This is a genomic window from Lelliottia sp. RD5, from assembly GCF_056032945.1.
Map to the genome: position 1 here is coordinate 857064 of NZ_JBVYHQ010000001.1, position 26086 is coordinate 883149.

The following is a 26086-nucleotide window of genomic DNA, read 5'->3' on the forward strand; positions in this document are numbered from 1 at the left end:
TTTTAAGATTTTTCCATCAATCTAAAATAATTTTATCCTGGTTATGGTGTAATAGCCAGTTTTAGCGAAAACAGCTACTTATCGACATAATTAATTACATTTAGATTTAACTCAAACTGGATAACTTAAAAACGAGCGCGATTCAGATGACCGCGCCAGGAAGAAACGGAAACCGCCCGCTATATACGTCGAGCCTGCCAGAAGTTTTTCCGCCAGTAGACATTATCCAGAGAAGATCGCATCACACCGCGACTGGTTGAGGCATGAATAAACTGATTGTCGGTATCATAAATGCCAACATGCAGGCCACTTTCACCTGAGCCCGTTTTAAAAAACACCAGATCGCCCGGCAATAAATCGCCTTTGTCTATTTGCGTACCGATCTCAGCCTGCATCCGCGTTTCGCGCGGGAGTTGCAGATCGAACTTATCGCGGAAGGTCATCAGCACGAAGCCTGAACAATCAACGCCACCACGACTCATTCCACCGTAGCGATAAGGTGCCCCGCGCCAGTGTTGCAACTGGTCGTTAAGATTGGCGATCACGGTAATAGAATCCGATAACCGCGGATTAGGGGGCGGTGCACGATGACTGCTGCATCCTGCAAGTAATAACATGCCCACAATGATTAACCAGAATCGCATTTCCAGACGAATCCTCTGCTTTTTTATCCTTTCCGTAATTTAGCCTGTGATTACGCAACCTTGCAAGAAACGCTATTCCTGAACGGTCGAAATCAGCATTCGGTGCCCTTCAATATCCAGACGACGAAAAGGCATACCGTAAGCCTGAGCAAGATTAGGTGGCGTCAGTACGCTGTCGCGCGCGCCGCTGGCGATCATGGCCCCGCGCGCCAAAAGCCATACCCGGTGGGCGTGGCGCAGCGTGTGGTTTAAATCGTGACTGCTCATCACAACGGCGATGCCTTTGCCGGAAAGCAGGCTTAATAGCTTGTCGAGCGCGGCCTGCTGAGCCACATCCAGACCGCTCATCGGCTCATCCAGTAACAACACGCTCCCGTGAGGATTTCCCGCCGGATGGATTTGCAGGATCGCGGCGGCCAGGCGCACACGCTGCCACTCACCGCCGGAGAGTTGGTTGGCGTTGCGCGCGAGTTTATCTTCCAGCCCCAGCGCGCAAGTGACATCCTCAAGCAGCGCGGAATGGGTTTTATCATGCTGATGCAGGGCCAGATAGTGCCAGACAGGCATGGCAAAGGGCGGCATCTGCTGCTGGATAAGGTAGCTGCGCCGGTGAGCCAGCGAGACGGGAGACCACTCGCGAAGAGAATGTCCCAGTAACGTGATTTCCCCCTCACCCATCGTCAGCCCAGCCATACGGGCCAGCAACGTACTTTTCCCAGCTCCGTTGGGGCCGACAAGATGCACGATCTCACCCGGATGAACCTCAGCGTTGACCGGTTCCAGCCTTCCCTTCTGCGCCACGCCCGTCAGCTGCATCAGCATGGTCATTACTTCGCCAGTGCCAGCTTGATCGATTCCATCACAATAGGGTCTTCGGGTGCCATATCCGGAGAAAAACGTTGTACAACCTGTCCGTCACGGCCAACCAGGAATTTCTCGAAATTCCACAAAATATCATCCGGATACAGAGGCGCACGTCCTTTGCTCGCCATGCGCTCATAGAATCCGCTTTGTTCTGGCGCAACGGCCGTTGGGGCTGCAGCGATCAGCTTTTGGTAAAGCGGATGGCGATTTTCACCGTTCACATCAATTTTGCTGAACATGGGGAATGTGACGCCATAGGTGGTACTGCAAAACGTTTTGATCTCCTCTTCACTGCCCTGTTCCTGACCCAGAAACTGATTACACGGGAAACCAAGAACCACCAGGCCATCCTTCTCCCAGGCTTTTTGAATGTTTTCAAGCTGTTCATACTGCGGCGTCAAACCGCATTTCGACGCGACGTTCACGATCAACAACACTTTACCTTTGTAGCTTTCGAGCGTTGTTTTCTCGCCATCAATGGTCGTGACTTCGGTATTCAGAATATCGTACTGCATAGCGTCCCCTTAGTTTGTTTACTCTATCGGATCTCACGTCCGGCCTTTAATAGTAGACAGATAAAGCAATTAAATACCAAATATTAGTCTAAACAATAATTTATCATGAAATCAGTGAATTACAAAAATGACTCACGGCAAAGAGCGGCCAGGGCAGGACATGCAGTGATAAGTAAACCCGCAGCGGCAATACGCATCGCTCCAAAGCGGATAATTATTGTGCAGGTAAAAACGCCCGCCCCGATGCCGACCATAAAGGCAGCTTTACGACCTTGTTTTGCGCCAGTGAACATAACGGCAAGATACACGTTGCCCATCCCCAGAACAAAATGGTGATGGGCAGCGTGGCGAGAGAATTGTCAGGCGCAATTGCATTACCCACAATTGCGCCTGTAGCATAAAAAACTGCGGCGTTAGCACCGGCGAGAGCCTGTGCGGACGACGGAAGGAAGAGATTATTTTTCTGGTCTGCAACGGGCAGGAAGCGTTATGTGGACATGTGATTAATTATCCTGATTCATGGTAAGCACTATCCGGAAGCGCGCTTCACCCCTCTTCAGTCTGTCGAGGGCCTCGTTTGCACGCTCAAAGGGCATCTGTTCTATGACGGGCAAAGTCTGAAAGAGATGGCTGAACTTGAGCGCGCGCTCGGTTTGTGCCGGTGTGCTGACGAAGGATCCTGTCAGGGTACGTTCAGCGCCGATCATCATACCCGGCATGACCTGCAGTGGTGTTCGCCCGGCACCCAGCAGGATCGCTTTTCCCCGCGGTGCCAGGGCGGGCAGCAAGGCTGCGACCGTTTCTGAATCCGGCGCCGTAGCCACAATAAAATCGACACCACCGTCATTTTTCAGGCGTTCTAAACCGTTTTCCTTAAATGTATCGATGTAGTGATGCGCGCCCAGCTCAAAGGCCACTCGTTCTTTATCACTCCCCCGTGCAACTACCGTAACCTCAAAACCCATTTTACGGGCGTACTGAACGGCCATATGGCCAAGTCCCCCCATCCCGAGAACCGCCACTCGGTCGCCTGCCCTGGCACCAGAATTACGCAGCGCGTTGAAGGTAGCAGTGCCGGCGCAAAGGATCGGTGCGGCATGCACAGAAGAAAGCGCTGATGGAATGGCTATCAGCGCGGTATGTCGCATGACAACGTACTCTGCGTAGCCGCCATCGCAGCTCAGACCCGGCGTCAGCTGATTTTCACAGAGATGAAAAAGCCCGTTGCGGCATGGGTTACAGTATTGACAGTACCCCCCCAGACGCCCGACGCCTACACGCTGACCGGTTTGCCAGATACCCGGCACCCGATCTCCTTTCCGGGCGATATATCCGACAATCTCATGTCCCGGTATACGGCCTGGTTGGCCCTCCTGCGGCGCTTTTTCTGCGTCCCGGAGATCGGCACCGCATACCCCGCATGCTTCAATTTTAATGAGTACATCATCAGGGCCGGGAGCAGGTATCGGCCGCTCTGTCATTTCCAGCACACCGGGGGCAACGATCTGCATAGCACGATATTTTTTATTCATAAATTGCACCAGTAAAAATGGGGATTATCAGATTGCAGGCGCGACGAGAAAACGAGATACCCTGTTACAGGCGGTGACGGTTGCAACGGCTTCCACGGTCTCATTTCCATCTAACAGATTTTTCAGCGCGTCGCTAACGTTCTTCTCAACCACGACGTTGCGGGTGGACTGGTCCGTAAGATGAATCAGCAGCGTCTCGGTTTGGGAATATCATTTCTTCCTATTGAGCAGAATAGTCCAGCCGCGTCAGCTCAGTGTTAAGTCACCTTCGATCAGCATATTCTGGGCCAGTAACCACCGGTTCATGGAGATGTTAATCACCCGCTGATGGACCCCTTCAAACTGATGCATTGTGCCGTCACCGCTGACGTGAATGACATACTGAAGCCTGCCGGAAGCCGCCTTTGCAGGTCTGTCGCCGGTTGCCGGTATACCTTTCGGAAGATGCCCGTCAGTGTGTATTTCAAGATGTTTGAGCGCGATACCGCAAGCCCTGGCTTCCTGAATGAAGGCGGCCATCATGCAGGCATTAAACGCAGCGAGCATCAGCTCCTGGGGGTCAGGAGCCAGCCCTTCACCATCCAGCGAAACCGGTTCATCGGAATCGATAACATGACTTTGCATGACTGGTGTGGCGTTGTCTGCGGAAAAGGACTGGCAGAGCGTCCGGCTGGCCATGCTCCCCCGCCACGTAGTGACAAGGTCGTAATGCGCGGTCTGGATTTGCATAATCACTCCAGTACCGCACGCGAGCCAGCACGTGCGGCATACTCATCAGGCGTTACGGCCGGCCATCACACCGCCATCGATATCCCAGATAGCGCCGGTGACCCAGCCCGTCTTATCAGAAAGCAGGAAAGCAACGGTTTCCGCGATATCGACCGGGGTACCCACGCGTCCGATCGGATGGAAACTGTCAAAGCTGTTCATCACATCCTTCACGTCGTCTTTCGGAATGAAACCTTCGTAAATTGGCGTGTGAACGACGGCCGGAGAAACCGCATTCACGCGGATCCCTTTCTCACCAAGCTCAATGGCCAGGTTTTTGGTCAGCGCATGCAGACCGGCTTTAGCCATTGAGTAAGCTGAAGACGGTGTGGCACCGATGGCCTGTTGTGCCCACATGGAGCCGATATTCACGATAGAGCCTTTAATACTGCCCTCGACCATATTGCGCACCACGTCACGGGTAATAAAGAACGTGGCGCGGTTAATATTCATATACATGTCATAGTCTGACGTTTCATGTTCGGTGAAGGGTTTCGGGAAGAATACGCCAGCCGCATTGACCAGCAGGCTGATATCTTTGTGTTCGGCGTTAATGATATCCACCACGTGCTGCATACCTTCTTCTTTCATCAGGTCGGCAACGATGACGGAAACCTGACCGTCTGCAGCCAGTGCCTGGCGGGCCTGCTCAGCTTTGTCCTGACGATGACCAACAAGCACAACGCTGCCGCCGTTTTTCACGACCAGCTTCGCCGTTTCGAAGCCCATACCGCTTGTACCGCCGACCACTAACAGTTTTTTACCGGCAAAAGATGCGTTCATCGCTACCCTCTTTATATTCATCTGAGTGAGATTGATGAAAAGCCGCGCTCCTCATCGTGTGAAGCCAGAATGCCACCCTGAAGGTTGGTTGACGACTGAGAAGAAATTGCGACACAGGAAAGAAAATCTTTCTCGCTAGCGTATACTGAGACAAATAACGGATCAGGACGACGACAATGCGATCGCTAAACCGACTTAAATGGCTACACGCTTTTGAAGCCACCGCCAGGCACGGCAGCTTTACCGGCGCGGCACAGGAGCTGGGCGTTACGCCCGCAGCAGTAGGCCAGCTGGTACGCTCGCTGGAAGACTGGGTCGGACACCCGCTTCTTCACCGTACCCGCTCAGGAAAAGAGCGGCTGACGCTGGTTGATGAAGCGCAGGAGGCGCTGCAGGACATCACGCAGGGGCTCGACAAACTTGAAACCGGATTAAACAAGCTTCGTGGCCGCCGTTCGCGCTCGGTAGTGGTCGTAACGGCGTCGCAGGTACTGATGATGAACTGGCTAATGGATCGCCTGAACCGGTTTTCGGAAACGCACGAAAATATCGATCTGCGGCTTAACGTCACGGAAAAGCTGATGGACGTGTCGCACGGCGAGGCGGATATCGGTATTCGCTGCGGACAGGGCGACTGGCCTGGCGTGAATAAAACCTGGCTGATGGATGAAGAGGCGGTGCTGGTCTGCAGTCCGCGCCTGGTGCCACCAGAGAAAATGGCCTGCAGCGAATGGCTCGCCACGCAAAAACTCATTCACGATGACACGCCGCATCCTGGGGCGGATTTTCCGTCATGGGATGATGTACTGATGGCGGTTGGTGCACCCGAAGCGCTGGAAAGCGGGCTGCATATTAACTCCACCTCAGCAGTGATCCTGTCGGCCCTGAGCGGCAGAGGCGTGGCTATTGTCCGGTACGCTCTGGTGACGAAGCTTATCGAAACCGGGCAGCTGGTCCAACTGCATCCCGACCATCGCTGGCCACTCAAATGGTCCTATTATCTTGTCACTCCACAGCAGAATGTCATGCGTGATGAAGTAAAGGTATTCCACAACTGGCTTCTTCAGGACGTCGTCTCGGACCGTTCATAAACTGCCCCCTCAGGCATTACGCTGCCCGGTAATCACGCCGGGCAGCGTAATGCTTATTCCACGACAAATCACGACATAGAATTTCTACTCTGCTTCGCAAGATTATCTGATTTGTTGAAGCCCTCTGGCTTTTTCATAATCTTCCTCAACGAAAGGTAATACACACCGGATCTTTAAACGGGTGCATTGCCTCAACCCTGAGAAAAGGAGAGCAAGATGGCTTATCTGCAAATCACCCTGGATATCAGTAATGAAAACCGTACGGCAGCAGCAGGGGTATACCAGAAATACAAAACCCCGTTTCTGACCACCATCGAGGGTGCCACCTCTAAAGAACTGCTTATCCGTGACGAAGACGTCCAGGTGCTTCACGGTTTTAATACCGTCGCCCAGGCACAGGCATATCTCAACAGCCAACTATTCACACAGGACGTTGTTGCCGGATTAAAACCTTATTTAAACAGCGCGCCTGGCGTGCGTATTTTTGACGTCATGTAATGACTTTTCTGAGACAAACACTCACCGGAGTTTTCAATGTTCTTAAACTGGAATGAATATCGCAGTGGTCTGCTCGCCACTGTTGGCAAATTTGCCAAACTGCAGCCTGAATTTATGAAAGGCTTGCAGCAGATGGACAAAGGGGCGTCAGAAAACAAGCATCTCGATCCCAAAACCCATGAGCTGATTGCACTGGCAGTGGCTGTAACCACCCGCTGCGACGGCTGCCTGGCCGTGCATGTAGACGCTGCGGTTAAGCACGGTGCCACGCGTGAAGAGATCGCCGAAGCGCTGGCCGTTGCCATTAGCCTGAACACCGGCGCAGCGCTGACGTATACCGCGCGTGCTCTGGATGTGTACGATAATTTGCCAAACAAATAGGCCTGCAGACGGCCCCTGTGGGCCGTCAAATCACTGATTATGACATTACTGAATTCTGATTTTTCGCAGCGTGCGATCGTCACCCCGGATGATTATCAGTGGGTATCTTCTCCCCAGCCCGGCGTTGAGCGCGTGATGCTTGACCGCATTGGTCACGAGCAGGCTCGCGCAACCAGCCTTGTCAGATATGCGCCCGGGTCCGAATTTCCCGAACACAGCCATCCCGGCGGAGAGGAAATTCTGGTGCTCAACGGGACTTTTACCGAAAACGGTGTCGATCATCCTGCTGGCTGGTACCTGCGCAGTCCGGACGGTTCTTCTCATCAACCCTCCAGCCGCGACGGCACAACCATTTTCGTCAAGCTGCGCCAGATGTCTGCCGATGAACGCCAGCCGGTCAGGATAAACACGCAGGAGGCAGCCAACTGGCACGGGCAGCCGCACAGACAAATCTGCCCCTTATTCTCCGGTACTTCAGAAACCGTTCTGCTTCAGAAGCTTGCCCCGGGCGAGCCGGTCTTCTGTGCGCCACGTGTTGGCGGAGCAGAACTCCTTCTTCTGAAAGGGCAACTCGTGGCGCCGGAAGATTGCTATGAGGCAGGAAGCTGGCTGCGGTTTCCGCCGGGTGATATGCCTGCTCTTATGGCCACCGCCTCTGGTGCACTTTTTTATCTGAAAACGGGACATCTGAGCCCTACACCCCTGACCGGAGCGACATGATGAAGCAGCGCGTTGTTATCATTGGTGCGGGCATAAGCGGCCTTTATGCCGCCACGCTGCTTGAAAAAGCGGGTGTTGACTATGTGATTCTTGAGGCTCGCGACAGCACGGGCGGGCGCGTGCTGTCAGGCCTGGAATTGGCGGGCACCTCCGCGGGCATTCATGTAGATATGGGGGCCGCGTGGTTCTGGCCTGATATTCAACCAGACTTCGCGCACCTGATCGAGCGGCTGAATCTTCCGGTAATAGCGCATGGCCGCCCGGGTGACATGCTCTACGAACGCCAGCTGAATTCGCCCCCCGAACGCTATCCAGCATGGGAGAGCTCTCCGGCGTCTTTCAGGCTGAAGGGAGGAATGCAGGCGCTGACGGCGGCGCTCAAAAGTCAGATCCCGGTTGAGAGGATTAAAACAGGCCATCAGGTGATAGCTTTATCCCGGGCCGGCAAGGAAGTGCAGGTCCATACCCGGTCCGAAGGCAGTAAAAAAGCCGTGTTTTCCGTGGAGCATGCCTTCCTCGCTTTGCCTCCTGCCCTGGCAGCTAAAATAGATTTCAGACCGGCGATGCCGGAACAGGTGCTTTCAAACTGGCGGAAAACCCCGACGTGGATGGCCCCCCATGCGAAATATGTCGCTGTATATAAAACGGACTTACTGCATGCACGACAACTTTCAGGGAATGCAGGAAGCCGCGTTGGGCCAATGGTTGAGATCCACGACGTATCCGAGCCAGATTCGGATAAAACGGCAATTTTCGGTTTTATTGGCGTACCGGCACAATCGAGATGGACGGTCAGCGAAACGGTGCTCAAAGGCCTTTGCCGGGAGCAGCTCGTACGCTTATTTGGACAGGATGCGGCAGAACCAGAAGCTGAGTATATAAAAGACTGGGCGGCCGATCCGTATACTGCAACGGAATCTGATCTCCTTCAGGACGTCGGGCACGCAATGCCTGAGCAACTTCTCGCCAGGGGTGAATGGTCTCGCGAGATGACGGGCATCGCCAGTGAATGGTCGCCGCAGTTCTCGGGTTATCTGGCAGGCGCAATTGACTCCGCGTCAAGGGGTGTTCAGCGCTGGCTACATCAGAAATAATCCCGCAAAAATGGTTGCAGCCTTTCGAGCCGGAGATGGGTTATTAAAAAAATGGCTATCGGGTTCGATACTACGTCAGCTGTTAAAAGCAGCTGGCTTCTGAAATGTCTGTTTCTGGCACCTGTGGATACTTTCGCGACAAGGTCCGCAGTGAGCAAAAAGCGGACGTCTGCATGGGGTACGCAGACGTCCGGATAATGATACGAAGTGGACAGATTACTTAACCCGGTTCCCGTCTTCATCAATCACTTTTTCACCGTCCTCTTTGGTGAACGTGCCTTTCTGACCTTCAGGTAGAATATTCAGCACAATTTCTGAGGGGCGACAAAGACGCGTACCAAGCGGCGTCACTACAATCGGTCGATTAATCAGGATCGGATGCTTAAGCATAAAATCGATCAACTGTTCATCAGAAAATGTATCTTCATCAAGACCCAACTGCTCATAAGGTTCAACGTTCTTACGCAACAACGCGCGCACCGTCATTCCCATATCTGAGATGAGTTTAATCAGCTCGTCGCGGGTCGGTGGCGTATCGAGATAGTAAATAATGGTCGGTTCGTTACCGCTGTTACGGATCATCTCCAGCGTGTTGCGCGAGGTGCCGCAGGCCGGGTTGTGGTAGAGAGTAATATTGCTCATATCAGTATCTCATTACAAAGTGACAGAGAGCCGCCACGTCAGCGCGGCCAGTGTGACAAACAGCACGGGTAGCGTCATGATAATGCCGGTGCGGAAGTAATAGCCCCAGGTGATGGTCATGTTTTTCTGAGCCAGCACGTGAAGCCACAGCAGAGTGGCCAGACTGCCAATCGGGGTGATTTTTGGGCCTAAATCGCAACCAATCACATTGGCATAAATCATCCCCTCTTTGACGATGCCGGTCGCAGCACTTCCGTCAATCGACAGTGCGCCAATCAGCACCGTCGGCATGTTGTTCATCACCGACGACATAAACGCCGTCAGGAAGCCGGTGCCAAACGTGGCAGCCCATAGACCTCTCTCTGCCAGCCTATTAAGCACGTCAGAAAGAGACTCAGTGAGTCCGGCATTGCGCAGGCCGTAGACGACCAGGTACATCCCCAGCGAGAAAATAACGATCTGCCAGGGTGCACCGCGCAGCACTTTCCCGGTATTAATGGCATGGCCTCTCTTTGCCACCACGAACAGCACGGCTGCGCCAGCTGCCGCTATCGCACTGACGGGGATCCCCAGCGGCTCCAGAACAAAGAACCCGAGCAGCAGGAGCAGCAGAACAATCCAGCCGGCTCTGAACGTCGCCGGATCTTTAATCGCACTGGCAGGCACTTTCAGCAATGAAACATCATATGTCGCCGGAATATCCCGACGGAAGAAGAGATGCAGCATGAGCAGCGTGGCGGCAATGGCTGCCAGATTCACGGGGACCATCACAGAGGCGTACCGCGTAAAGCTCAGGCCAAAGAAATCCGCCGAGACAATATTCACCAGGTTAGAGACGATGAGCGGCAGACTGGCGGTATCGGCGATGAATCCCGCAGCCATGACAAAGGCCAGCGTCGTGCTCTGGCTGAACCCCAGCGCCAGCAGCATCGCAATCACAATTGGCGTCAGGATCAGCGCTGCACCGTCGTTAGCAAAGAGCGCAGCAACAGCGGCACCGAGCAGAATTATCCAGGTAAACAGCAGGCGTCCACGTCCGTTACCCCAGTGGGCGATATGCAGCGCGGCCCATTCAAAGAAACCGGACTCATCGAGCAGCAGGCTGATGATGATCACCGCAATGAATGCCGCTGTCGCATTCCAGACGATATTCCAGACCACGGGGATATCACCCATGTGGATGACCCCGGTTCCCAGCGCCAGTAAGGCCCCGATACTTGCACTCCAGCCAATACTGAGGCCTCGTGGCTGCCAAATGACCAGAACCAGCGTCAGTAAAAAGATACTCCCTGCCAGTAACATTTCAGACTCCAATATATATGTTTATATGTATGTGATTAAATCTATCAGCAGGAACTACAGGCAGATTTTTCCATCCATTTACGGACATCTTCGCGCAGGCACTGCCATGACGTCGTAATCGTCTCAGCTGCCCACGCTGGCATGTGGGGTGACAGACGATAATAGACCCATTTGCCTTCCCGACGGTCCAGCACCAGTTCAGCCCCGCGCAGGATAGCCATGTGGCGAGAAATCTTGGGCTGCGATTCGGAGGTGGCCGCGCAGATATCGCACACACACAGTTCGCCGGACTCACGGAGAAGCATGATAATGGCGAGGCGGGTTTCATCCGACAGAATTTTAAAAAGCTGAACAGGCTGTAGCATTTATCACTCCATTCCCTTTAGAATATACATATGCTATATCATATGTATTGAATTTAAAAATCATAAAAACCGCCCGGAGTAGAAAAATGGAAGAGTTCCCTGCCCTGAACACAGATTGCTTTGATCGGCAAATTGCTGAACGCCTTCCTTTACAGGAACCGCCGCGCATTCTGATTCTATATGGCTCGGTAAGAGAGCGTTCTTACAGTCGTTTTGCAGCAGAAGAAGCAGGTCGCCTGCTGACGGCGATGGGAGCTGAGGTGAAATTTTTTAACCCTTCCGGTTTACCCCTGCCGGATGATGCTCCGGATACGCACCCAAAAGTCATCGCGCTGCGCGAGCTGGTCAGATGGTGCGACGGGATGGTGTGGAGCTCCCCTGAGCGGCACGGGGCAATGAGCGCAGTGATGAAGGCGCAGATAGACTGGATACCCTTAAGCGAAGGTGCCGTTCGTCCTTCGCAGGGCAAAACCCTTGCGGTGATGCAGGTCTGTGGCGGCTCTCAGTCCTTCAATGCCGTGAACCAGATGCGCATTCTGGGTAGGTGGATGCGGATGTTCACTATACCTAATCAGTCTTCAGTGGCCAAAGCCTGGCAGGAATTCGATGAGAATGGACGAATGAAACCCTCATCCTGGTATGATCGTATCGTCGATGTCGCCGAGGAGCTGTTTAAAATCACGCTACTGCTTAAGGGACAAAGCGGTTATCTGGCCGATCGCTACAGTGAAAGAAAGGAAAGCCATCAGGAACTTTCATCCCGTGTTAATCAGGAAAAAATATAGCGGTCCTCTCTTGATAACTTCAAACCGAGTTCAGTTAACAGGGTCCTCTTTTGGCACAGCGAGGACCAGGATATCCTGCAGCACTCATCGCTCCTAAGAAGATCAGCGTATAGTGTGGTACCGCGAGCGGGAGCATTTCACGCTTCATCTGTCAGTGTTGCTGTATGTCTTGTCCCGCGAAGTACAGCATCCCTTTCCTCTTTCGGTATTCTACTCATCCAGAATATGCATCAGCGACTCGCTGTCTTTACGCGGCGCGTTCTCATCGAATAATGACGAAAAAACAAAATTCACGACCTCAATCGTGTTCGAGGACGCTCGAATACCAAACCTGATATATACACGTTGCACCATTCACCTCTTCAGGATTATTTATGATGTGCATACGCGTTTTTTGTTTATCGTCTGTGTTCCTTTACGGGATACACGTGCAGGCATCGCCAGGCTTTCGTCAGATAACGTTATCAGACCCGACGCGCGACAATCTCAATGTGGCTGTGTGGTATCCAACGGCTTCTGAGGGAAAAGCAGTTGATATAGGCAGTAATCCCGCTTTTGTTGGTGTGACGGTGAACCCCGATGCACCGCCATTGCCTGGCGTTCATCCTCTCCTGGTTATTTCACACGGATACCACGGAAACTGGCGGAATCTCTCCTGGATTGCTGCGGCGATGGCTGCAGAGGGGTATATTGTTGCCGCCCCGGATCATCCAGGCACGACGACGTTTGATCAGAATCCGAGAGAGGCTAAAAAGTTGTGGCGACGTCCGCAGGATATTTCTCGGGTTATTGATTTCGTCATAGCGTCCCCTACTCTGTTCGGGGCAACGGACAGGGGACGTATTGTCGCTTTAGGGCATTCTCTTGGCGGGTGGACAGTCATGTCGCTAGCGGGTGCGCGATTTCAGCCTTCTTTGTTCATTCGTGATTGTCAAAACCATTCCAGACGGGGCGACTGCCGGTTAATAGAAAAACTTGGCATCAATGACACGCTTTCCCTGGAAAAAATATCCGCAAATCACCGTGATGCACGAATCCGGGCTGTCGTCTCTCTTGATACAGGATTAGCTCCTGGTTTTACCCCTCAGAGTCTGAATGCTATTAATATTCCAGTCCTGATTTTAGCGGCACAGGCGGACGGACTGGGAGAATTACCCGCGGATCAGGAGTCTGGATACATTGCTGCCGAAATGAATCCAGACTGGAGACAATACGAGAGGGTTGAAGGCGCGACACATTTCAGTTTCATGCAGCTTTGTAAACCTGGCGCTGAAATTCTGCTAAACGAAGACTCACCTGGCGACGATATTGTTTGCCAGGATGGCCCCCGAGCAAAGCGAGTGGCTATTCATCAACGCCTGATTCGTAAAATCAGTGCATTTCTGAATTCTTCGCTTGATTACCCTGCATCTTCTGCCGGAACAAGGTAGGTGACACGCCGGAAATTCGCAGAAACTCACGGTTAAAATTGGATTTGGTGGTGAATCCAGACTCCAGCATGATATCCGTCACGGGCAACGGGGTGTTTGACAGCAGTTCCTTTGCCCGGTCAATTCTGAAGCCATTGATCCACTGCGATACATTGCACTGACTCACTGAATTGACTGCACCTGAAAGGTGCCGAGCTGGAATGCCGGTTTTTCGGGCCAGGATACTCAGTGTGAGGTCGGGATTAAGATAAATTTGTGTTTCACGAACGTGATTCTCGAGTCTGCGATAAATCCCCTCAAACTCTCCCGCGGGCACCACAACACACTCGGGAGGCGTTTCTTCACGGTTATCATTTCCTGATACCGTTGTCCTTCCCGCACTGACAATGGCCGCGGCGATGAGAGGAAGCAGTATCATCTGGAAAATGACAATCATATCCGGGGCTTGTTTTCCACCGCTGATGCTGAAGTCAAGCGTAACCGCAAGATCTGTCAGTGCAGATAGACACAAAAAGCAGCCTGCGAAAAATGCCATTTTTACAGTGTGTGTTGACTCTGCCAGTCGACTCAGCGTGAAGTTACCCTCTCCCTGCCATGCAAGACGAATGAGGCCACATCCGTATCCTGTAAACAGGATGAAGAGGATGAAATCCGTCGCAACCGGCCAAAACATCCGGATCACTAATGCAATGGCGGGGGGGAAAGTGAGCAATAATGCGCGACGCTGCTTATTAGCATCTGTCATCGTGATAAAACTGTGCCATGCGAGCGGGGGCAGGAGTATTGCTAAGACGGATTGAATATTCCTGAGCATGGCTGAATCGTATTCCCAGCGCAGCGTACCTAGCGTTAGCAGGACGGTGCAGGCGATAAGAAAACGCAGCGTCCCACTGTGGCGATTTTTTTCGGGGAATAGCGCCATGACGATTAAAACCAATAGCGCAAACAGAGTAATAACAGGAAAGGGAACAGAAAACATGACCGCAGAACCCTCATAAATATTTACGAGGAATAGTTGCACAGATGAAGGCAACCTGTCTTCTTAAACACAACAAAACAGTCTAACAATCCTTTAAGACACGATTTATCTCAACGCGACTCACCCCTCCCCTTTTTACCGTATCGTCTGCCCCTCGCGCTTAAGGGGCAGCGGCCTGAGCCCGTTAATTAATACATCGTGGTATGAATCGTACCCCGTTATGATACCCCTTGCGAACTTCCGCTCCTCACTCAGAGCAGACTGTATTCTGTCGCAGTCTGCTCCGTGCCAGAAGCGGAAATTGGCTTTATGAGCCGACATGCGTACGCCGCTCAGTTCGAACTCATTTCTAAGAATCAAAGCGCCAGCCAGCGGCAGTTGACAGCGTCACAAACGGACCCGCCAGCGTCATATTGTGATGACCTATGATCTCTTTTGCTGACAAATGCTCGTTATCCATCGTTGTATGCGCATCAGAAATCAGTACGGTTCTGAATCCCAGTTCCGGTGCTGCGCGGCAGGTGGAGTCCACACAAAACTCTGTTTTCATCCCGGCAATAACCAGTTGCGTTATACCGCGTTTGATAAGTTGATGCCGCAGGTCGGTATCCCGAAAACAATTGGGATACTTTTTAATAAACACGATATCCCGCTGAGCGTTCACATTCAGTTCAGACAGGAGTTGTGTTAACGGACTTTGCTCGGAGAATGGGGAATCATCAGGTCCGGTGTGGCGGGCAAAAAATACAGGCACATGAGCCTGCCTCGCTTTAGCAATCAGCTCGCAAACATTAGACAGAACGGCTTCTGCTGAATGTGGAGAGGCCGGGCCGCGGAAAAGACCTTCCTGCATATCAATGATTAACAGTGCGCTTTCAGGTAATGACATCAAATTTCTCCATTCAAATTATCATGAACGGAGAACAGGTCCCCGTCCGGTTTGGCGGGGAGCGTAGCGCTGTTTTGTCAGGTGCCGGTCACAGATACGCTCACGCCGCCGCAGAAAGCGGTGGTTGCTGCACGTGTCGTGGTAGCAGGGACTGACATACGCATTTTATGACCTTGATTGTTTTTATCTGGAATCAAAATTAGCACACCTCCCGATAAAAAATCTTTTAAATTATACAGCTGTACACGGCCGACTGCTGGCTTCCCACCCTTAAGATAGGGTATGAAAATGCACCGATGGTTTAGCGACCGGCCTTTAAGAGTAGCCAGATAAATACAGGTGCGCCCAGCGTCGCCGTCACGACGCCGATGGGCAACTCTGCTGCGGTCAGTGCAAGACGGGCAATAATGTCGGCGATGAGCAGCGTCGCGGCACCGGCAACAGCGGATGCGGGTAATAATGTACGGTGGTCGGTCATTCCGCCGAGGCGCAACATATGCGGGATGACAAGGCCGATAAATCCAATCGCCCCGGCCAGGGCAACGCTTACGCCGACCATCCAGCCGAGCGCGATGACCAGTATTTTGCGCCATAAGTCGATCGACAGGCCCAGTTGACGGGCCGAGGTTTCGCCTAAGGCCAGCATATTCAATGGCGCTGACTGACATGATGCCCAGACAATAATGGGCAACAGCAGCAGCATTAACCAGCCCTGACGCCAGTCTACGCCACCAAACCCTCCCATCATCCAGTACATCAGTTGGCGCAGATCAAACGATGTTGAGAAATACACCGCCCATGTCATCAGGGCGCTACAAATAATCCCCAGCGCGACGCCGGCCAGTAACAATCGGCTGGTCGACAGATTTCGTCTGGCAAAACGAAGCAAAATCACCGTGATCAGCAATGCCCCGGCGATAGCGCTGATGCTGACGATCCAGCCTGACAGCGCCCCTGCGCCGAACATCACTGCCGCGATAAGCCCGACGCCTGCGCCATTCGAGACGCCAAGCAATCCCGGCTCTGCCAGTGGGTTCTCAAACAAAGCCTGCATCATCGTCCCGCACAAGGCCAGCGCGGCACCTACCAGTATCACCGCCACTGTGCGCGGCAAACGAATTTGCCAGACAAAAAGTTGGCCCTGCTCGCTCATCCAGTTTTCTGGCCCAATCCACTGGTCACCCGCACAAAGGCTGACCGTCATAGCCACGACGAGTAATGCCAGGAGCACGAGTAACCCGCGCAGATCGGAGCGATGTTGACGAGAGGCATAATCATGCATGGGTATTGTTTTCATGTGGGAGATGTCATTGATTTTACGGCGGGTACGCGAGAGAGCAAAGAAAAAAGGCCGCATCAGCGGCCTTTTTAGGTAGTTCAATTACTCTGCTTTAGGCGTTGCGTTTTCGACACGGCTTTTTAACTTCTGTCCGGGTCTGAAGGTCACCACGCGGCGGGCTGTAATGGGAATATCTTCCCCCGTCTTCGGGTTACGGCCCGGACGTTGGTTTTTGTCTCGCAAATCAAAATTGCCAAAACCGGACAGTTTAACCTGCTCACCGTTTTCCAGAGCACGACGGATCTCTTCGAAAAACAGCTCTACCAGTTCTTTGGCATCCCGTTTGCTAAGCCCAAGCTTATCAAACAGATATTCTGACATTTCAGCTTTTGTAAGCGCCATAGGTTCAATCCCTCAATGATGCCTGGAATCGCTCTTTTAATGCCTCTACACATTTGGCGACGGTAGCGGCAATCTCCTCTTCTTCGAGTGTACGGCTGGTATCCTGAAGGATAAGGCTAATAGCGAGGCTCTTAAAACCTTCTGCTACGCCCTTGCCGCGGTACACGTCAAATAAGTTTACGCCAACTACCTGATTTACGCCAACTTTCTTACATTCGGCCAAAATATCTGCTGCGGGCACGTTTTCAGCCACCACAACGGCGATATCACGACGGTTCGCCGGGAAGCGTGAAACGTCCTGAGCCTGAGGAATGACGCGGTCTGCGACCTTGTTCCACTCTAACTCGAACACCATAGTGCGGCCGTTCAGATCCAGTTTGCGCTCCAGCTCAGGGTGAACAACACCAATGAAACCAATGCGTTCACCTTGTAAATAAATGGCAGCACTTTGGCCCGGATGCAAGCCCTGGCAGGCTTCAGCACGGAATTCAATTTCAGATAATTTACCGGTCAGATCGAGAACGGACTCCAGATCGCCTTTCACATCGTAAAAATCAACGCTGTTTTTCGTCAGATCCCAATGCTCTTCGTAGCGATTGCCGCAGATAGCACCTGCCAGCATCAGATCCTGGCGAATCCCGAGATTAGCCTGCGTATCAGGAACAAAACGCAGACCGGTTTCGAAGATACGGACACGGCTCTGCTGACGGTTCTGATTATAAACGATAGTACCGAGCAGACCGGTCAACAGGGAAAGTCGCATCGCAGACATTTCGCTGGAGATCGGATTTGGCAGAATCAGGGCTTCATGACCCGGATGCACCAGCTGCTGCAGTTTGGGATCAACGAAGCTATAGGTAATCACTTCCTGATAGCCTTTGTCGTTAAGCATGGTTTTCACACGCTTCAACGACAGATCGGCTTCTCGGTGAGTCCCCATGATCAAACCTGCTTGCACTGGCTCATCGGGAATATTGTTGTAGCCGTATACACGCGCCACTTCCTCTACCAGATCTTCTTCGATTGAAATATCGAAACGCCAGCTCGGCGCAATGGCCTGCCACTGATCCTGACCTTCTGTGACATCACAGCCCAGGCGACGCAGAATGTCGCTGACCTGCGCATCGGCAATATGATGACCAATCAGGCGATCCAGCTTACTGCGACGCAGCGTGATGGTTGCGCATTTTGGCAGCATTGCTTCGTTGGTCACATCGATGACCGGACCTGCTTCACCGCCACAGATGTCGATCAGCAGACGCGTTGCACGTTCCATCGCTTTGTACTGCAGAGCCGGATCAACACCGCGTTCATAACGGTGAGAGGCATCGGTATGCAAACCATGACGACGCGCGCGACCGGTGATAGACAGCGGACTGAAGAATGCGCATTCCAGCAGCACGTTCTGGGTTTCGTCATTCACGCCCGAATGTTCACCACCAAAGATGCCGCCCATTGCCAGCGCTTTGTTGTGATCGGCAATAACCAGAGTGTCTGCACTGAGCTTCGCTTCGCTACCGTCGAGCAGAACCAGGGTTTCACCCTCTTTCGCCATACGCACCACGATGCCACCTTCGATACGATCTTTATCGAAAGCATGCATCGGCTGGCCCAGTTCGAGCAGCACGAAGTTGGTGACGTCAACAACAGCGTCGATTGAACGGATGCCACAGCGACGCAGCTTCTCTTTCATCCACAGCGGCGTAGGCGCTTTAACGTTGATGCCTTTCACTACGCGGCCCAGGTAACGCGGACACGCATCAGCGGCCTCAACCTGAATCGGCAGCGTGTCGGCAATGGTTGCCGCTACAGGCGCAATATCTGGCGTGTTCAGCTCGGTTTGATTTATCACGGCCACATCGCGGGCCACGCCGATAATACCTAAGCAGTCGGCACGGTTCGGGGTGACGCTGATTTCAATCGTGTTGTCATCAAGCTTGAGGTACTCGCGAATATCGGTGCCAATCGATGCATCGACAGGAAGTTCGATGATGCCGTTATGGTCGTCGGAAATCCCGAGTTCAGAGAAGGAGCACAGCATCCCCTCTGATGGCTCGCCACGCAGTTTGGCGGCTTTGATTTTGAAATCGCCCGGCAGAACCGCGCCCACAGTGGCTACGGCCACTTTCAGCCCTTGACGGCAGTTTGGCGCGCCGCAGACGATATCCAACAGGCGTTCGCCACCGACGTTAACCTTTGTGACGCGCAGCTTGTCAGCATTCGGGTGCTGGCCGCACTCGACCACTTCACCCACAACCACGCCGTTAAATGCGCCGGAAACGGGTTCGACGCCGTCGACTTCCAGACCGGCCATAGTGATCTGGTTAGAAAGTGCTTCACTGTCGAGCGTCGTGTTTACCCATTCGCGTAACCACAGTTCACTGAATTTCATTGTTCTGTCCTGCCCTTATTTAAACTGTTTGAGGAAACGCAGATCGTTTTCGAAGAATGCGCGCAAATCGGTTACGCCATAACGCAGCATCGTCAGGCGCTCCATGCCCATACCGAAGGCAAAGCCGGAATAAATTTCCGGATCAATACCCACGTTGCGCAGTACGTTCGGATGAACCATGCCGCAGCCCAGAACTTCGAGCCATTTGCCATTTTTACCCATCACGTCAACTTCCGCAGACGGTTCAGTGAACGGGAAATAGGACGGACGGAAACGAACCTGCAAATCTTCCTCAAAGAAGTTGTTCAGGAAGTCATGAAGCGTGCCTTTCAGATTGGTAAAGCTGATGTTTTTATCAACGATCAGCCCTTCCATTTGATGGAACATTGGCGTGTGGGTCTGATCGTAATCGTTACGGTACACGCGACCCGGCGCGATGATGCGGATCGGCGGCGCTTGTTCCTTCATGGTACGGATCTGCACGCCAGAGGTCTGGGTACGCAGCAAACGCGTGGCATCAAACCAGAACGTGTCGTGGTCAGCGCGTGCCGGATGATGGCCAGGAATATTGAGGGCATCGAAGTTATGGTAGTCATCTTCGATTTCCGGGCCAGTCGCCACGGTAAAGCCGAGCTCACCGAAGAAACTTTCAATGCGATCGATGGTGCGAGTCACCGGATGTAGACCGCCGTTCTCGATACGACGTCCAGGCAAGGAAACATCAATCGTTTCTTCAGCCAGGCGCGCGTTCAATGCGGCGCTTTCCAGGTCAGATTTACGCGCGTTTAACGCTTGCTGAACCTGTTCTTTCGCTTCGTTGATGACTGCACCTGCAGCCGGGCGCTCTTCAGGCGGCAGCTCCCGCAGGGTGGTCATTTGAAGGGTCAAATGCCCTTTTTTACCCAGATATTCGACGCGGACATTGTCTAGTGCGGCAACATCTGAGGCTTGATTAATGGCGGCCGTTGCATTGGCAACCAGCTCTGCGAGATGTGACATGTTTTTCCTCGTTATGTGGCGATATTCATCAGCGATAGAAACAAAAAAAGCCTCCATCAGGAGGCTTTCCGGCGCTGTTTTTCGTTTCATCTTTCACGCGCAAGCCTCCTGAACTCAGGTGCTAAAGTAAAAGAAGAAGCGGAAAATAGCAGCATTCATGCTTGCGTTACCTTGTGTGGTACATGCCGTAAGGCCTTATTGAAAAGGCTAGACGGAGAATTGTCAATTATTTGATAGCCTTGTGAAACAAAAGAGGGAGCAAAGCCCCCTCTTTCAACTGGCTTATGCCAGTGCTGCTTTCGCTTTTTCGACCAGAGCGGTGAACGCTAATTTGTCGAATACTGCGATGTCAGCCAGAATCTTACGGTCGATTTCAACAGAGGCTTTTTTCAGGCCGTTGATGAATTTGCTGTAAGAAATACCGTTCTGACGTGCTGCTGCGTTGATACGCGCAATCCACAGTTGACGGAACTGACGCTTACGTTGACGACGGTCACGGTAAGCATACTGACCAGCTTTGATAACAGCCTGGAAGGCAACGCGGTATACGCGTGAACGCGCACCGTAGTAGCCTTTGGCTTGTTTCAAAATTTTCTTGTGACGTGCACGGGCAACTACACCACGTTTTACGCGAGCCATATGTGCTCTCCTGTATCTATTCTAATTAAAAAGTTAAAAAAACGTTAACGACTTATGCGTACGGCAGGCACGCGATAACCAGACCCAAATCGCCTTTAGAAACCATGGCTTTTGGACGCAGGTGACGTTTACGCTTGGTAGCTTTTTTAGTCAGAATGTGACGCAGGTTAGCACGCTTGTGTTTAAATCCACCTTTACCGGTTTTTTTAAAACGCTTAGCAGCACCGCGTACGGTCTTAATTTTTGGCATTTTAATAACTTCCACTTCGCATTGTTAATAAACGAAACATAGGCGAACAAAATCTGCGAAGCCCGTAGGCTCCACAGATCTTGCTACTTGAAGGCCTTACTGTTTCTTCTTAGGAGCGAGCACCATGATCATCTGGCGGCCTTCGATCTTCGATGGGAAGGATTCGACCACTGCCAGTTCACTCAGATCGTCACGGACGCGATTAAGCACTTCCATACCGATCTGCTGATGAGCCATCTCACGACCGCGGAAACGCAGCGTGATCTTAGCTTTATCACCCTCTTCCAGAAAGCGTACCAGGCTGCGGAGTTTTACCTGGTAATCGCCATCGTCTGTGCCAGGTCGGAATTTAATTTCCTTAACCTGAATAACTTTTTGCTTTTTCTTCTGTTCCTTAGAAGACTTGCTCTTTTCATAGAGGAACTTGCCGTAATCCATGATACGACAAACTGGCGGCTCGGCGTTAGGGCTGATTTCGACTAAGTCTACTCCGGACTCTTCTGCTTTTTCCAGAGCTTCTCTCAGACTCACAATACCAAGCTGCTCGCCTTCCAGACCTGTTAAGCGAACTTCTTGCGCGCGAATTTCGCTATTAATACGATTCGGGCGCGCCGTTTGAACTCGTTTTCCGCCTTTAATACCTTATACCTCCAGTTGTTGAAGACTGCGGCTGCGAATCTCTAGTCGCAGCTTCTCAATCACTTCATTTACGTCCAGGCTGCCCAAGTCTTTACCACGGCGGGTGCGAACGGCAACTTTGCCTGATTCCACCTCTTTATCACCGCAGACCAACATGTAAGGGACACGACGTAATGTGTGCTCACGGATTTTAAAGCCAATCTTCTCATTTCTCAAGTCCGCTTTTACGCGAATGCCCGCATTTTGTAGTTTCTGCGTCAATTCTTTAACGTAATCAGCCTGAGAATCGGTAATATTCATCACCACGACCTGCACTGGCGCAAGCCAGGTTGGGAAGAAGCCCGCGAATTCTTCGGTAAGAATACCGATAAAGCGTTCAATAGAACCCAGAATCGCACGGTGAATCATAACCGGAATCTGACGCTCGTTGTCTTCGCCAACATAAGAGGCGCTTAAACGCTGCGGCAGAGAGAAGTCCAGCTGCACCGTACCGCACTGCCAGGCGCGGTCGAGACAGTCATACAGTGTAAATTCGATTTTCGGACCGTAGAATGCGCCTTCACCCAGTTGATACTCAAATGGAATGTTATTTTCTTCAAGCGCAACTGCCAGATCCGCCTCAGCACGATCCCAGGTCTCGTCACTGCCGATACGTTTTTCCGGACGAGTTGAGAGTTTGACAACGATTTTCTCGAAGCCAAAAGTGCTATACATATCGTAGACCATACGAATACAGGCGTTAACTTCCTCTCGCACCTGACCTTCAGTACAGAAGATATGCGCGTCATCCTGAGTAAAGCCGCGTACACGCATCAGACCATGCAATGCACCTGATGGTTCATTACGATGACAGCTACCGAACTCCGCCATACGCAGCGGCAGATCGCGATAAGATTTCAGACCCTGATTAAAGATCTGAACGTGGCCAGGACAGTTCATCGGCTTGATGCAGTATTCACGGTTCTCTGAAGACGTCGTGAACATCGCATCTTTATAGTTGTCCCAGTGGCCGGTTTTTTCCCACAGCACACGGTCCATCATGAACGGGCCTTTCACTTCCTGATACTGATATTCTTTCAACTTAGAGCGTACGAAAGTTTCCAGTTCACGGAAGATAGTCCAGCCATCGTTATGCCAGAAGACCATACCCGGCGCCTCTTCCTGCATATGATACAGGTCGAGTTGTTTACCGATTTTACGGTGGTCACGCTTCGCTGCTTCTTCCAGACGAACCAGATAAGCATTCAGGGCTTTTTTGTCTGCCCAAGCGGTACCATAAATACGCTGCAACATCTTATTGTTGCTGTCGCCACGCCAGTACGCACCGGCAATCTTCATCAATTTGAAGTGGTGACAGAAACGCATGTTCGGCACGTGCGGTCCACGACACATGTCGACATATTCTTCGTGATGATACAAGCCGGGCTTGTCATCATGCGAAATGTTCTCATCAAGAATAGAAACTTTGTAGTTTTCGCCACGCTTCACGAAGGTTTCACGCGCTTCGTGCCAGCTGACATTCTTCTTGATGACTTCGTAGTTAGTTTCGGCGAGCTCGTGCATACGTTTTTCTAGCGCGTCGATGTCTTCCTGAGTCAGCGTATGGTCAAGATCAACGTCATAGTAGAAGCCGTTATCAATAACCGGGCCAATCGCCATTTTGGTATTCGGCCACAGCTGCTTAATAGCATGGCCCAACAGGTGCGCGCAGGAGTGACGAATGATCTCAAGACCTTCGGCATCCTTGGCGGTAATGATGGAAAGCTGTGCGTCGTTTTCAATCAGATCGGAAGCATCAACCAACTCACCGTTTACACGGCCAGCGATGGTGGCTTTAGCCAGGCCAGGACCAATGTCCAGGGCAACATCCATCGGGCTTACGGCACGGTCAAAATGGCGTTGACTGCCATCAGGAAGAGTAATTACAGGCATTTTATATCCTTATTTGCAGTGATGCCCCACACATAAGAGCATATACAAAGAAAATAATCGTGTTTTGACAATGGATTACGACACCATCTGACCAACAATCGTCAAATTGGCTCGCCATCCGACACATAACCGTAATCAGACAAACTCTGATTTACGATCTGTTCCCAGATGGTAACACTAACAAAAGGGGGAATGCACTCCCTGCACCGAGATTACTGCATCTACAACTTGCGTATGAGTTGAGTAAGTTTTGCGTTGCGGCGCTCGCGATCTACATTTGCTGGGCTACGCTTTTACAAGGCCTTACAACGAAGGGAGGGCATACTATGAATGTTTCCAGCAGAACGGTTGTCATATTGAATATTCTCTCTGCCGCGGGACTGGTCATGCTGCTTGCGAGCAAGTTTAACTGGTTTTGACTCTGCGGGTAGGCTATACATCCTGTATATTGATAAAGAGATGTAAGCTAAACACAAGGAAGGACCATGCCATCAAAACGCTTTGCGAAAAAACACTGGAAAATGGTGGTGGTATTAATCGCTATCTGCGCAGCGATGTTATTATTACGTTGGGCGGCAATGTTGTGGGGCTAAAGAAACGACTCAACATTACGTATGTTAATACATAATGTATCCCGCCTAATACGAATGGGTGATTATACGCTTACAAAGATAAAACATTAATTCGTAAATCTTTAAATAAATTTACGCCTTATCCCATGTTAAAAACCGGTACGTCAGAATCCGGTTTTTACAGGGTGGGATGATGCCAATAATGTCATGCAAAGTAATGACCCGTTAAGATCAAGACCACTCACCCGCCACAAGTTTATGTACATCAAATGCGTCATTCATTGACTGTCCGGTGGATTGTGAGCCCGGCGCAATGTTTGAGCCCGCTTCGACATCAGAAGCGCGAGTAATACCGATTTGAGTTGAGGCGTCACTGGCAGACTGTGTAGCTGAATCAGCGGCAAATACACCAAATGAAAGTGTTGAAAGCACCATTGCTGCTGCAGCGGTTTTGAATTTATTCATAATGTTTTTCTCTTTCTTAATTAATGCAGAATAACTTGAGACAAATAAATGCCTATGTTGTTAGTGTAGATCTGGATCACACTTTTGCATAGTCAATTTATTTATCAAAAAGTGTCAAATAAACTGAAGACTTATCAAGAGAGACAATTATGAAGAAATTATGGAGATAGCGAATAAATAGATTATTTAAAACGCTGTTTACGTTTTAATAGCACGCTTTGTTAAAATAAAAATGGGCCGAAAATATTTCGGCCCGAGAGAATTACATTTTGTAACCTAAGGAAATCGTGGTTCTACGATCTGTATGTTCCGGAGCAGAAGCCGGTGGTTCAGAGTTCCAGGTGACGTTATAAGCGACTTTCAAACCAAAGTGTTCGTTAATCGCCACATTCAGCGCAGTCTCTGAGTTCAGTGTCGTATCATCAGCACCAAATACGGAGACACCCTGAGTGAATTTGGCGTTATCAGTGAACTGCCAGGCATAGGTGCCAGACGCGTAACCCAACGGTTGCGTTTTGGTATCGCCATCTGTGTATTCGTCATAACGCACACCAGGACCGAATTCAAAACGGAAACTGTGTACTGGCCCGTTCAGGAACTGACGACCATAACCCGCAGTGAACACATCACGCTGACGGTAGCCGTTGTAGCGGTCTGTTAACCAGCTTGCCTGTCCGAAGAGATAATCCGTATCGGTCATGTTGTAACGGCTACGGCCGCCAACCGCATACTTCTCAGAAGAGCGCTCGTCGTTAGAGGAGGTATTACTCGCATTACCCCACAGTGACCAGGCTGTGCTATTTCCGTACCAGGTCATGGTGGTATCAGCCGTCAGGGAAGAGCTTTTAGTGTTACCCGATTGCGCCAGATAACCAGCGTTAAGGTTGCCTTCAAACGGTTTCTGCGCAGTGGAGGGGTCATCCATGACAGTAAAAACGGTATCATCAGCGGCTGCATACATTGAGGCAAACACGCCTCCCGCCAGCATCATTGCAGCGGGTACTGTCTTCAAAAGCTTCATTTTTAAGGGAGTCCGTACAACAAAAAAAGAGACCATCACGGTCTCGGAAACTTTCTTGAGGATCAATGAGAAGGCATCCGTAGAAAGGTAACAAATTATAAAAAGGCTCATATAACATAGCAATGATTTCTTATTTCATTTTTTGAATAAGAACGATCTTAAACCGACTTTTATTACATAATAAAAAGACGCTATCGCTTTAAACATTTATATT

Annotated in this window: 31 protein-coding genes, 1 pseudogene and 1 other annotated feature; of the genes and pseudogenes, 9 read left to right on the top strand and 23 right to left on the bottom strand. The window is 51.4% G+C overall.

Going from position 1 to position 26086, the window contains the following annotated elements:
- Positions 1-179: 179 nt before the first annotated feature.
- The 7 genes and pseudogenes from AC0LWE_RS04275 to AC0LWE_RS04305 all read right to left on the bottom strand — a co-directional run bounded on the left by AC0LWE_RS04275 (position 180) and on the right by AC0LWE_RS04305 (position 5106).
- Complete coding sequence (locus AC0LWE_RS04275) at positions 180-644, bottom strand: C40 family peptidase (protein ID WP_059178177.1); 465 nt, start codon at positions 642-644, stop codon at positions 180-182.
- 72 nt (positions 645-716) lie between these two features.
- Positions 717-1472 (bottom strand): vitamin B12 ABC transporter ATP-binding protein BtuD, encoded by a 756-nt coding sequence (gene btuD / locus AC0LWE_RS04280; protein WP_202666925.1) that lies wholly within the window; start codon positions 1470-1472, stop codon positions 717-719.
- Positions 1472-2023, bottom strand: a complete 552-nt coding sequence (locus AC0LWE_RS04285) for a glutathione peroxidase (RefSeq protein ID WP_219346687.1) — start codon at positions 2021-2023, stop codon at positions 1472-1474. Before AC0LWE_RS04285 ends, btuD begins: the two co-directional genes overlap by 1 nt.
- A gap of 224 nt (positions 2024-2247) precedes the next feature.
- Positions 2248-2504 (bottom strand): annotated as a pseudogene (locus AC0LWE_RS04290) (MFS transporter); the annotation flags it as partial.
- Positions 2505-2526: 22 nt separating this feature from the next.
- Positions 2527-3555: an alcohol dehydrogenase catalytic domain-containing protein gene (locus tag AC0LWE_RS04295; RefSeq protein WP_219346688.1), complete on the bottom strand. Its 1029-nt coding sequence runs from the start codon at positions 3553-3555 to the stop codon at positions 2527-2529.
- 246 nt (positions 3556-3801) lie between these two features.
- A complete protein-coding gene (locus AC0LWE_RS04300; protein WP_219346689.1) occupies positions 3802-4284 on the bottom strand; it encodes an OsmC family protein in 483 nt (160 codons plus the stop codon).
- A gap of 45 nt (positions 4285-4329) precedes the next feature.
- Complete coding sequence (locus tag AC0LWE_RS04305; RefSeq protein ID WP_202693589.1) at positions 4330-5106, bottom strand: SDR family NAD(P)-dependent oxidoreductase; 777 nt, start codon at positions 5104-5106, stop codon at positions 4330-4332.
- A 176-nt stretch (positions 5107-5282) separates the two neighbouring features.
- Between AC0LWE_RS04305 and AC0LWE_RS04310 the strand changes: the two genes are divergently transcribed.
- From AC0LWE_RS04310 to AC0LWE_RS04330, 5 genes are all read left to right on the top strand, one after another.
- A complete protein-coding gene (locus tag AC0LWE_RS04310) occupies positions 5283-6197 on the top strand; it encodes a LysR substrate-binding domain-containing protein (protein ID WP_202665899.1) in 915 nt (304 codons plus the stop codon).
- Between the two features lie 216 nt (positions 6198-6413).
- Positions 6414-6695, top strand: coding sequence for a hypothetical protein (locus AC0LWE_RS04315; RefSeq protein ID WP_202666930.1), 282 nt, complete (start codon positions 6414-6416; stop codon positions 6693-6695).
- Positions 6696-6731: 36 nt separating this feature from the next.
- The gene (locus AC0LWE_RS04320; RefSeq protein WP_059178185.1) at positions 6732-7076 is read left to right on the top strand and encodes a carboxymuconolactone decarboxylase family protein; all 345 of its coding nucleotides are present in this window, start codon (positions 6732-6734) and stop codon (positions 7074-7076) included.
- A 39-nt stretch (positions 7077-7115) separates the two neighbouring features.
- Complete coding sequence (locus AC0LWE_RS04325; protein WP_219346690.1) at positions 7116-7796, top strand: cupin domain-containing protein; 681 nt, start codon at positions 7116-7118, stop codon at positions 7794-7796.
- A complete protein-coding gene (locus AC0LWE_RS04330; protein WP_474264858.1) occupies positions 7793-8890 on the top strand; it encodes a flavin monoamine oxidase family protein in 1098 nt (365 codons plus the stop codon). The genes AC0LWE_RS04325 and AC0LWE_RS04330 overlap by 4 nt, the downstream gene beginning before the upstream one ends.
- 216 nt (positions 8891-9106) lie before the next feature.
- Here AC0LWE_RS04330 and arsC read toward each other — a convergent pair whose 3' ends face one another.
- Genes arsC through AC0LWE_RS04345 form a run of 3 tightly spaced genes read right to left on the bottom strand, consistent with a single transcriptional unit; the run spans position 9107 to position 11199 of the window.
- Positions 9107-9532 (bottom strand): glutaredoxin-dependent arsenate reductase, encoded by a 426-nt coding sequence (arsC, locus tag AC0LWE_RS04335; RefSeq protein ID WP_059178188.1) that lies wholly within the window; start codon positions 9530-9532, stop codon positions 9107-9109.
- Positions 9533-9544: 12 nt separating this feature from the next.
- Entirely contained in the window at positions 9545-10834 is a 1290-nt protein-coding gene (locus tag AC0LWE_RS04340) for an arsenic transporter (RefSeq protein WP_202712923.1), read from the bottom strand.
- A 44-nt stretch (positions 10835-10878) separates the two neighbouring features.
- Complete coding sequence (locus AC0LWE_RS04345) at positions 10879-11199, bottom strand: transcriptional regulator (RefSeq protein ID WP_219346691.1); 321 nt, start codon at positions 11197-11199, stop codon at positions 10879-10881.
- 86 nt (positions 11200-11285) lie between these two features.
- On the opposite strand from AC0LWE_RS04345, the gene arsH reads away from it, so the two are divergent.
- Positions 11286-11984, top strand: a complete 699-nt coding sequence (gene arsH / locus AC0LWE_RS04350; RefSeq protein WP_131489501.1) for an arsenical resistance protein ArsH — start codon at positions 11286-11288, stop codon at positions 11982-11984.
- Positions 11985-12358: 374 nt separating this feature from the next.
- Positions 12359-13414 carry an alpha/beta hydrolase family protein gene (locus AC0LWE_RS04355; RefSeq protein ID WP_219346692.1) on the top strand — a complete coding sequence of 352 codons (1056 nt, stop codon included), beginning with the start codon at positions 12359-12361 and terminating at the stop codon, positions 13412-13414.
- Here AC0LWE_RS04355 and AC0LWE_RS04360 read toward each other — a convergent pair.
- From AC0LWE_RS04360 to thrS, 11 genes are all read right to left on the bottom strand, one after another.
- Positions 13356-14393, bottom strand: coding sequence for a helix-turn-helix domain-containing protein (locus AC0LWE_RS04360; protein ID WP_219346693.1), 1038 nt, complete (start codon positions 14391-14393; stop codon positions 13356-13358). The two genes, AC0LWE_RS04355 and AC0LWE_RS04360, sit on opposite strands and share 59 nt — an antisense overlap.
- 349 nt (positions 14394-14742) lie before the next feature.
- Positions 14743-15282: a cysteine hydrolase family protein gene (locus tag AC0LWE_RS04365; RefSeq protein ID WP_219346694.1), complete on the bottom strand. Its 540-nt coding sequence runs from the start codon at positions 15280-15282 to the stop codon at positions 14743-14745.
- A 301-nt stretch (positions 15283-15583) separates the two neighbouring features.
- On the bottom strand, positions 15584-16564 hold the full coding sequence (gene btuC, locus AC0LWE_RS04370; RefSeq protein WP_219347701.1) for a vitamin B12 ABC transporter permease BtuC: 981 nt from the start codon (positions 16562-16564) through the stop codon (positions 15584-15586).
- A 99-nt stretch (positions 16565-16663) separates the two neighbouring features.
- A complete protein-coding gene (gene ihfA / locus AC0LWE_RS04375) occupies positions 16664-16963 on the bottom strand; it encodes an integration host factor subunit alpha (protein WP_003857805.1) in 300 nt (99 codons plus the stop codon).
- Between the two features lie 4 nt (positions 16964-16967).
- The gene (gene pheT / locus AC0LWE_RS04380; protein WP_219346695.1) at positions 16968-19355 is read right to left on the bottom strand and encodes a phenylalanine--tRNA ligase subunit beta; all 2388 of its coding nucleotides are present in this window, start codon (positions 19353-19355) and stop codon (positions 16968-16970) included.
- Positions 19356-19370: 15 nt separating this feature from the next.
- A complete protein-coding gene (gene pheS / locus AC0LWE_RS04385) occupies positions 19371-20354 on the bottom strand; it encodes a phenylalanine--tRNA ligase subunit alpha (RefSeq protein ID WP_012017123.1) in 984 nt (327 codons plus the stop codon).
- Between the two features lie 40 nt (positions 20355-20394).
- Positions 20395-20518, bottom strand: a sequence feature (Phe leader region).
- Complete coding sequence (gene pheM / locus AC0LWE_RS04390) at positions 20469-20513, bottom strand: pheST operon leader peptide PheM (protein WP_001386830.1); 45 nt, start codon at positions 20511-20513, stop codon at positions 20469-20471. It overlaps the preceding feature by 45 nt.
- A 118-nt stretch (positions 20519-20636) precedes the next feature.
- Entirely contained in the window at positions 20637-20993 is a 357-nt protein-coding gene (gene rplT / locus AC0LWE_RS04395; protein WP_012017122.1) for a 50S ribosomal protein L20, read from the bottom strand.
- A gap of 52 nt (positions 20994-21045) precedes the next feature.
- Entirely contained in the window at positions 21046-21243 is a 198-nt protein-coding gene (rpmI, locus tag AC0LWE_RS04400) for a 50S ribosomal protein L35 (protein ID WP_012017121.1), read from the bottom strand.
- Between the two features lie 96 nt (positions 21244-21339).
- On the bottom strand, positions 21340-21882 hold the full coding sequence (gene infC, locus AC0LWE_RS04405; protein WP_071818735.1) for a translation initiation factor IF-3: 543 nt from the start codon (positions 21880-21882) through the stop codon (positions 21340-21342).
- A 3-nt stretch (positions 21883-21885) separates the two neighbouring features.
- Positions 21886-23814 (bottom strand): threonine--tRNA ligase, encoded by a 1929-nt coding sequence (gene thrS, locus AC0LWE_RS04410; RefSeq protein ID WP_219346696.1) that lies wholly within the window; start codon positions 23812-23814, stop codon positions 21886-21888.
- Positions 23815-24140: 326 nt separating this feature from the next.
- On the opposite strand from thrS, the gene yncL reads away from it, so the two are divergent.
- Positions 24141-24233 carry a stress response membrane protein YncL gene (gene yncL / locus AC0LWE_RS04415; protein ID WP_131489496.1) on the top strand — a complete coding sequence of 31 codons (93 nt, stop codon included), beginning with the start codon at positions 24141-24143 and terminating at the stop codon, positions 24231-24233.
- A gap of 66 nt (positions 24234-24299) precedes the next feature.
- Complete coding sequence (gene yniD / locus AC0LWE_RS04420) at positions 24300-24407, top strand: small membrane protein YniD (RefSeq protein ID WP_096759519.1); 108 nt, start codon at positions 24300-24302, stop codon at positions 24405-24407.
- A 210-nt stretch (positions 24408-24617) separates the two neighbouring features.
- Here the strand turns inward: yniD and AC0LWE_RS04425 are convergent, their stop codons facing one another.
- Together AC0LWE_RS04425 and AC0LWE_RS04430 are read right to left on the bottom strand one after the other, a co-directional pair.
- Entirely contained in the window at positions 24618-24851 is a 234-nt protein-coding gene (locus AC0LWE_RS04425) for a YdgH/BhsA/McbA family protein (protein WP_131489495.1), read from the bottom strand.
- A gap of 262 nt (positions 24852-25113) precedes the next feature.
- Positions 25114-25872, bottom strand: coding sequence for a DUF481 domain-containing protein (locus AC0LWE_RS04430; protein ID WP_059178200.1), 759 nt, complete (start codon positions 25870-25872; stop codon positions 25114-25116).
- Between the last annotated feature and the right edge of the window lie 214 nt (positions 25873-26086).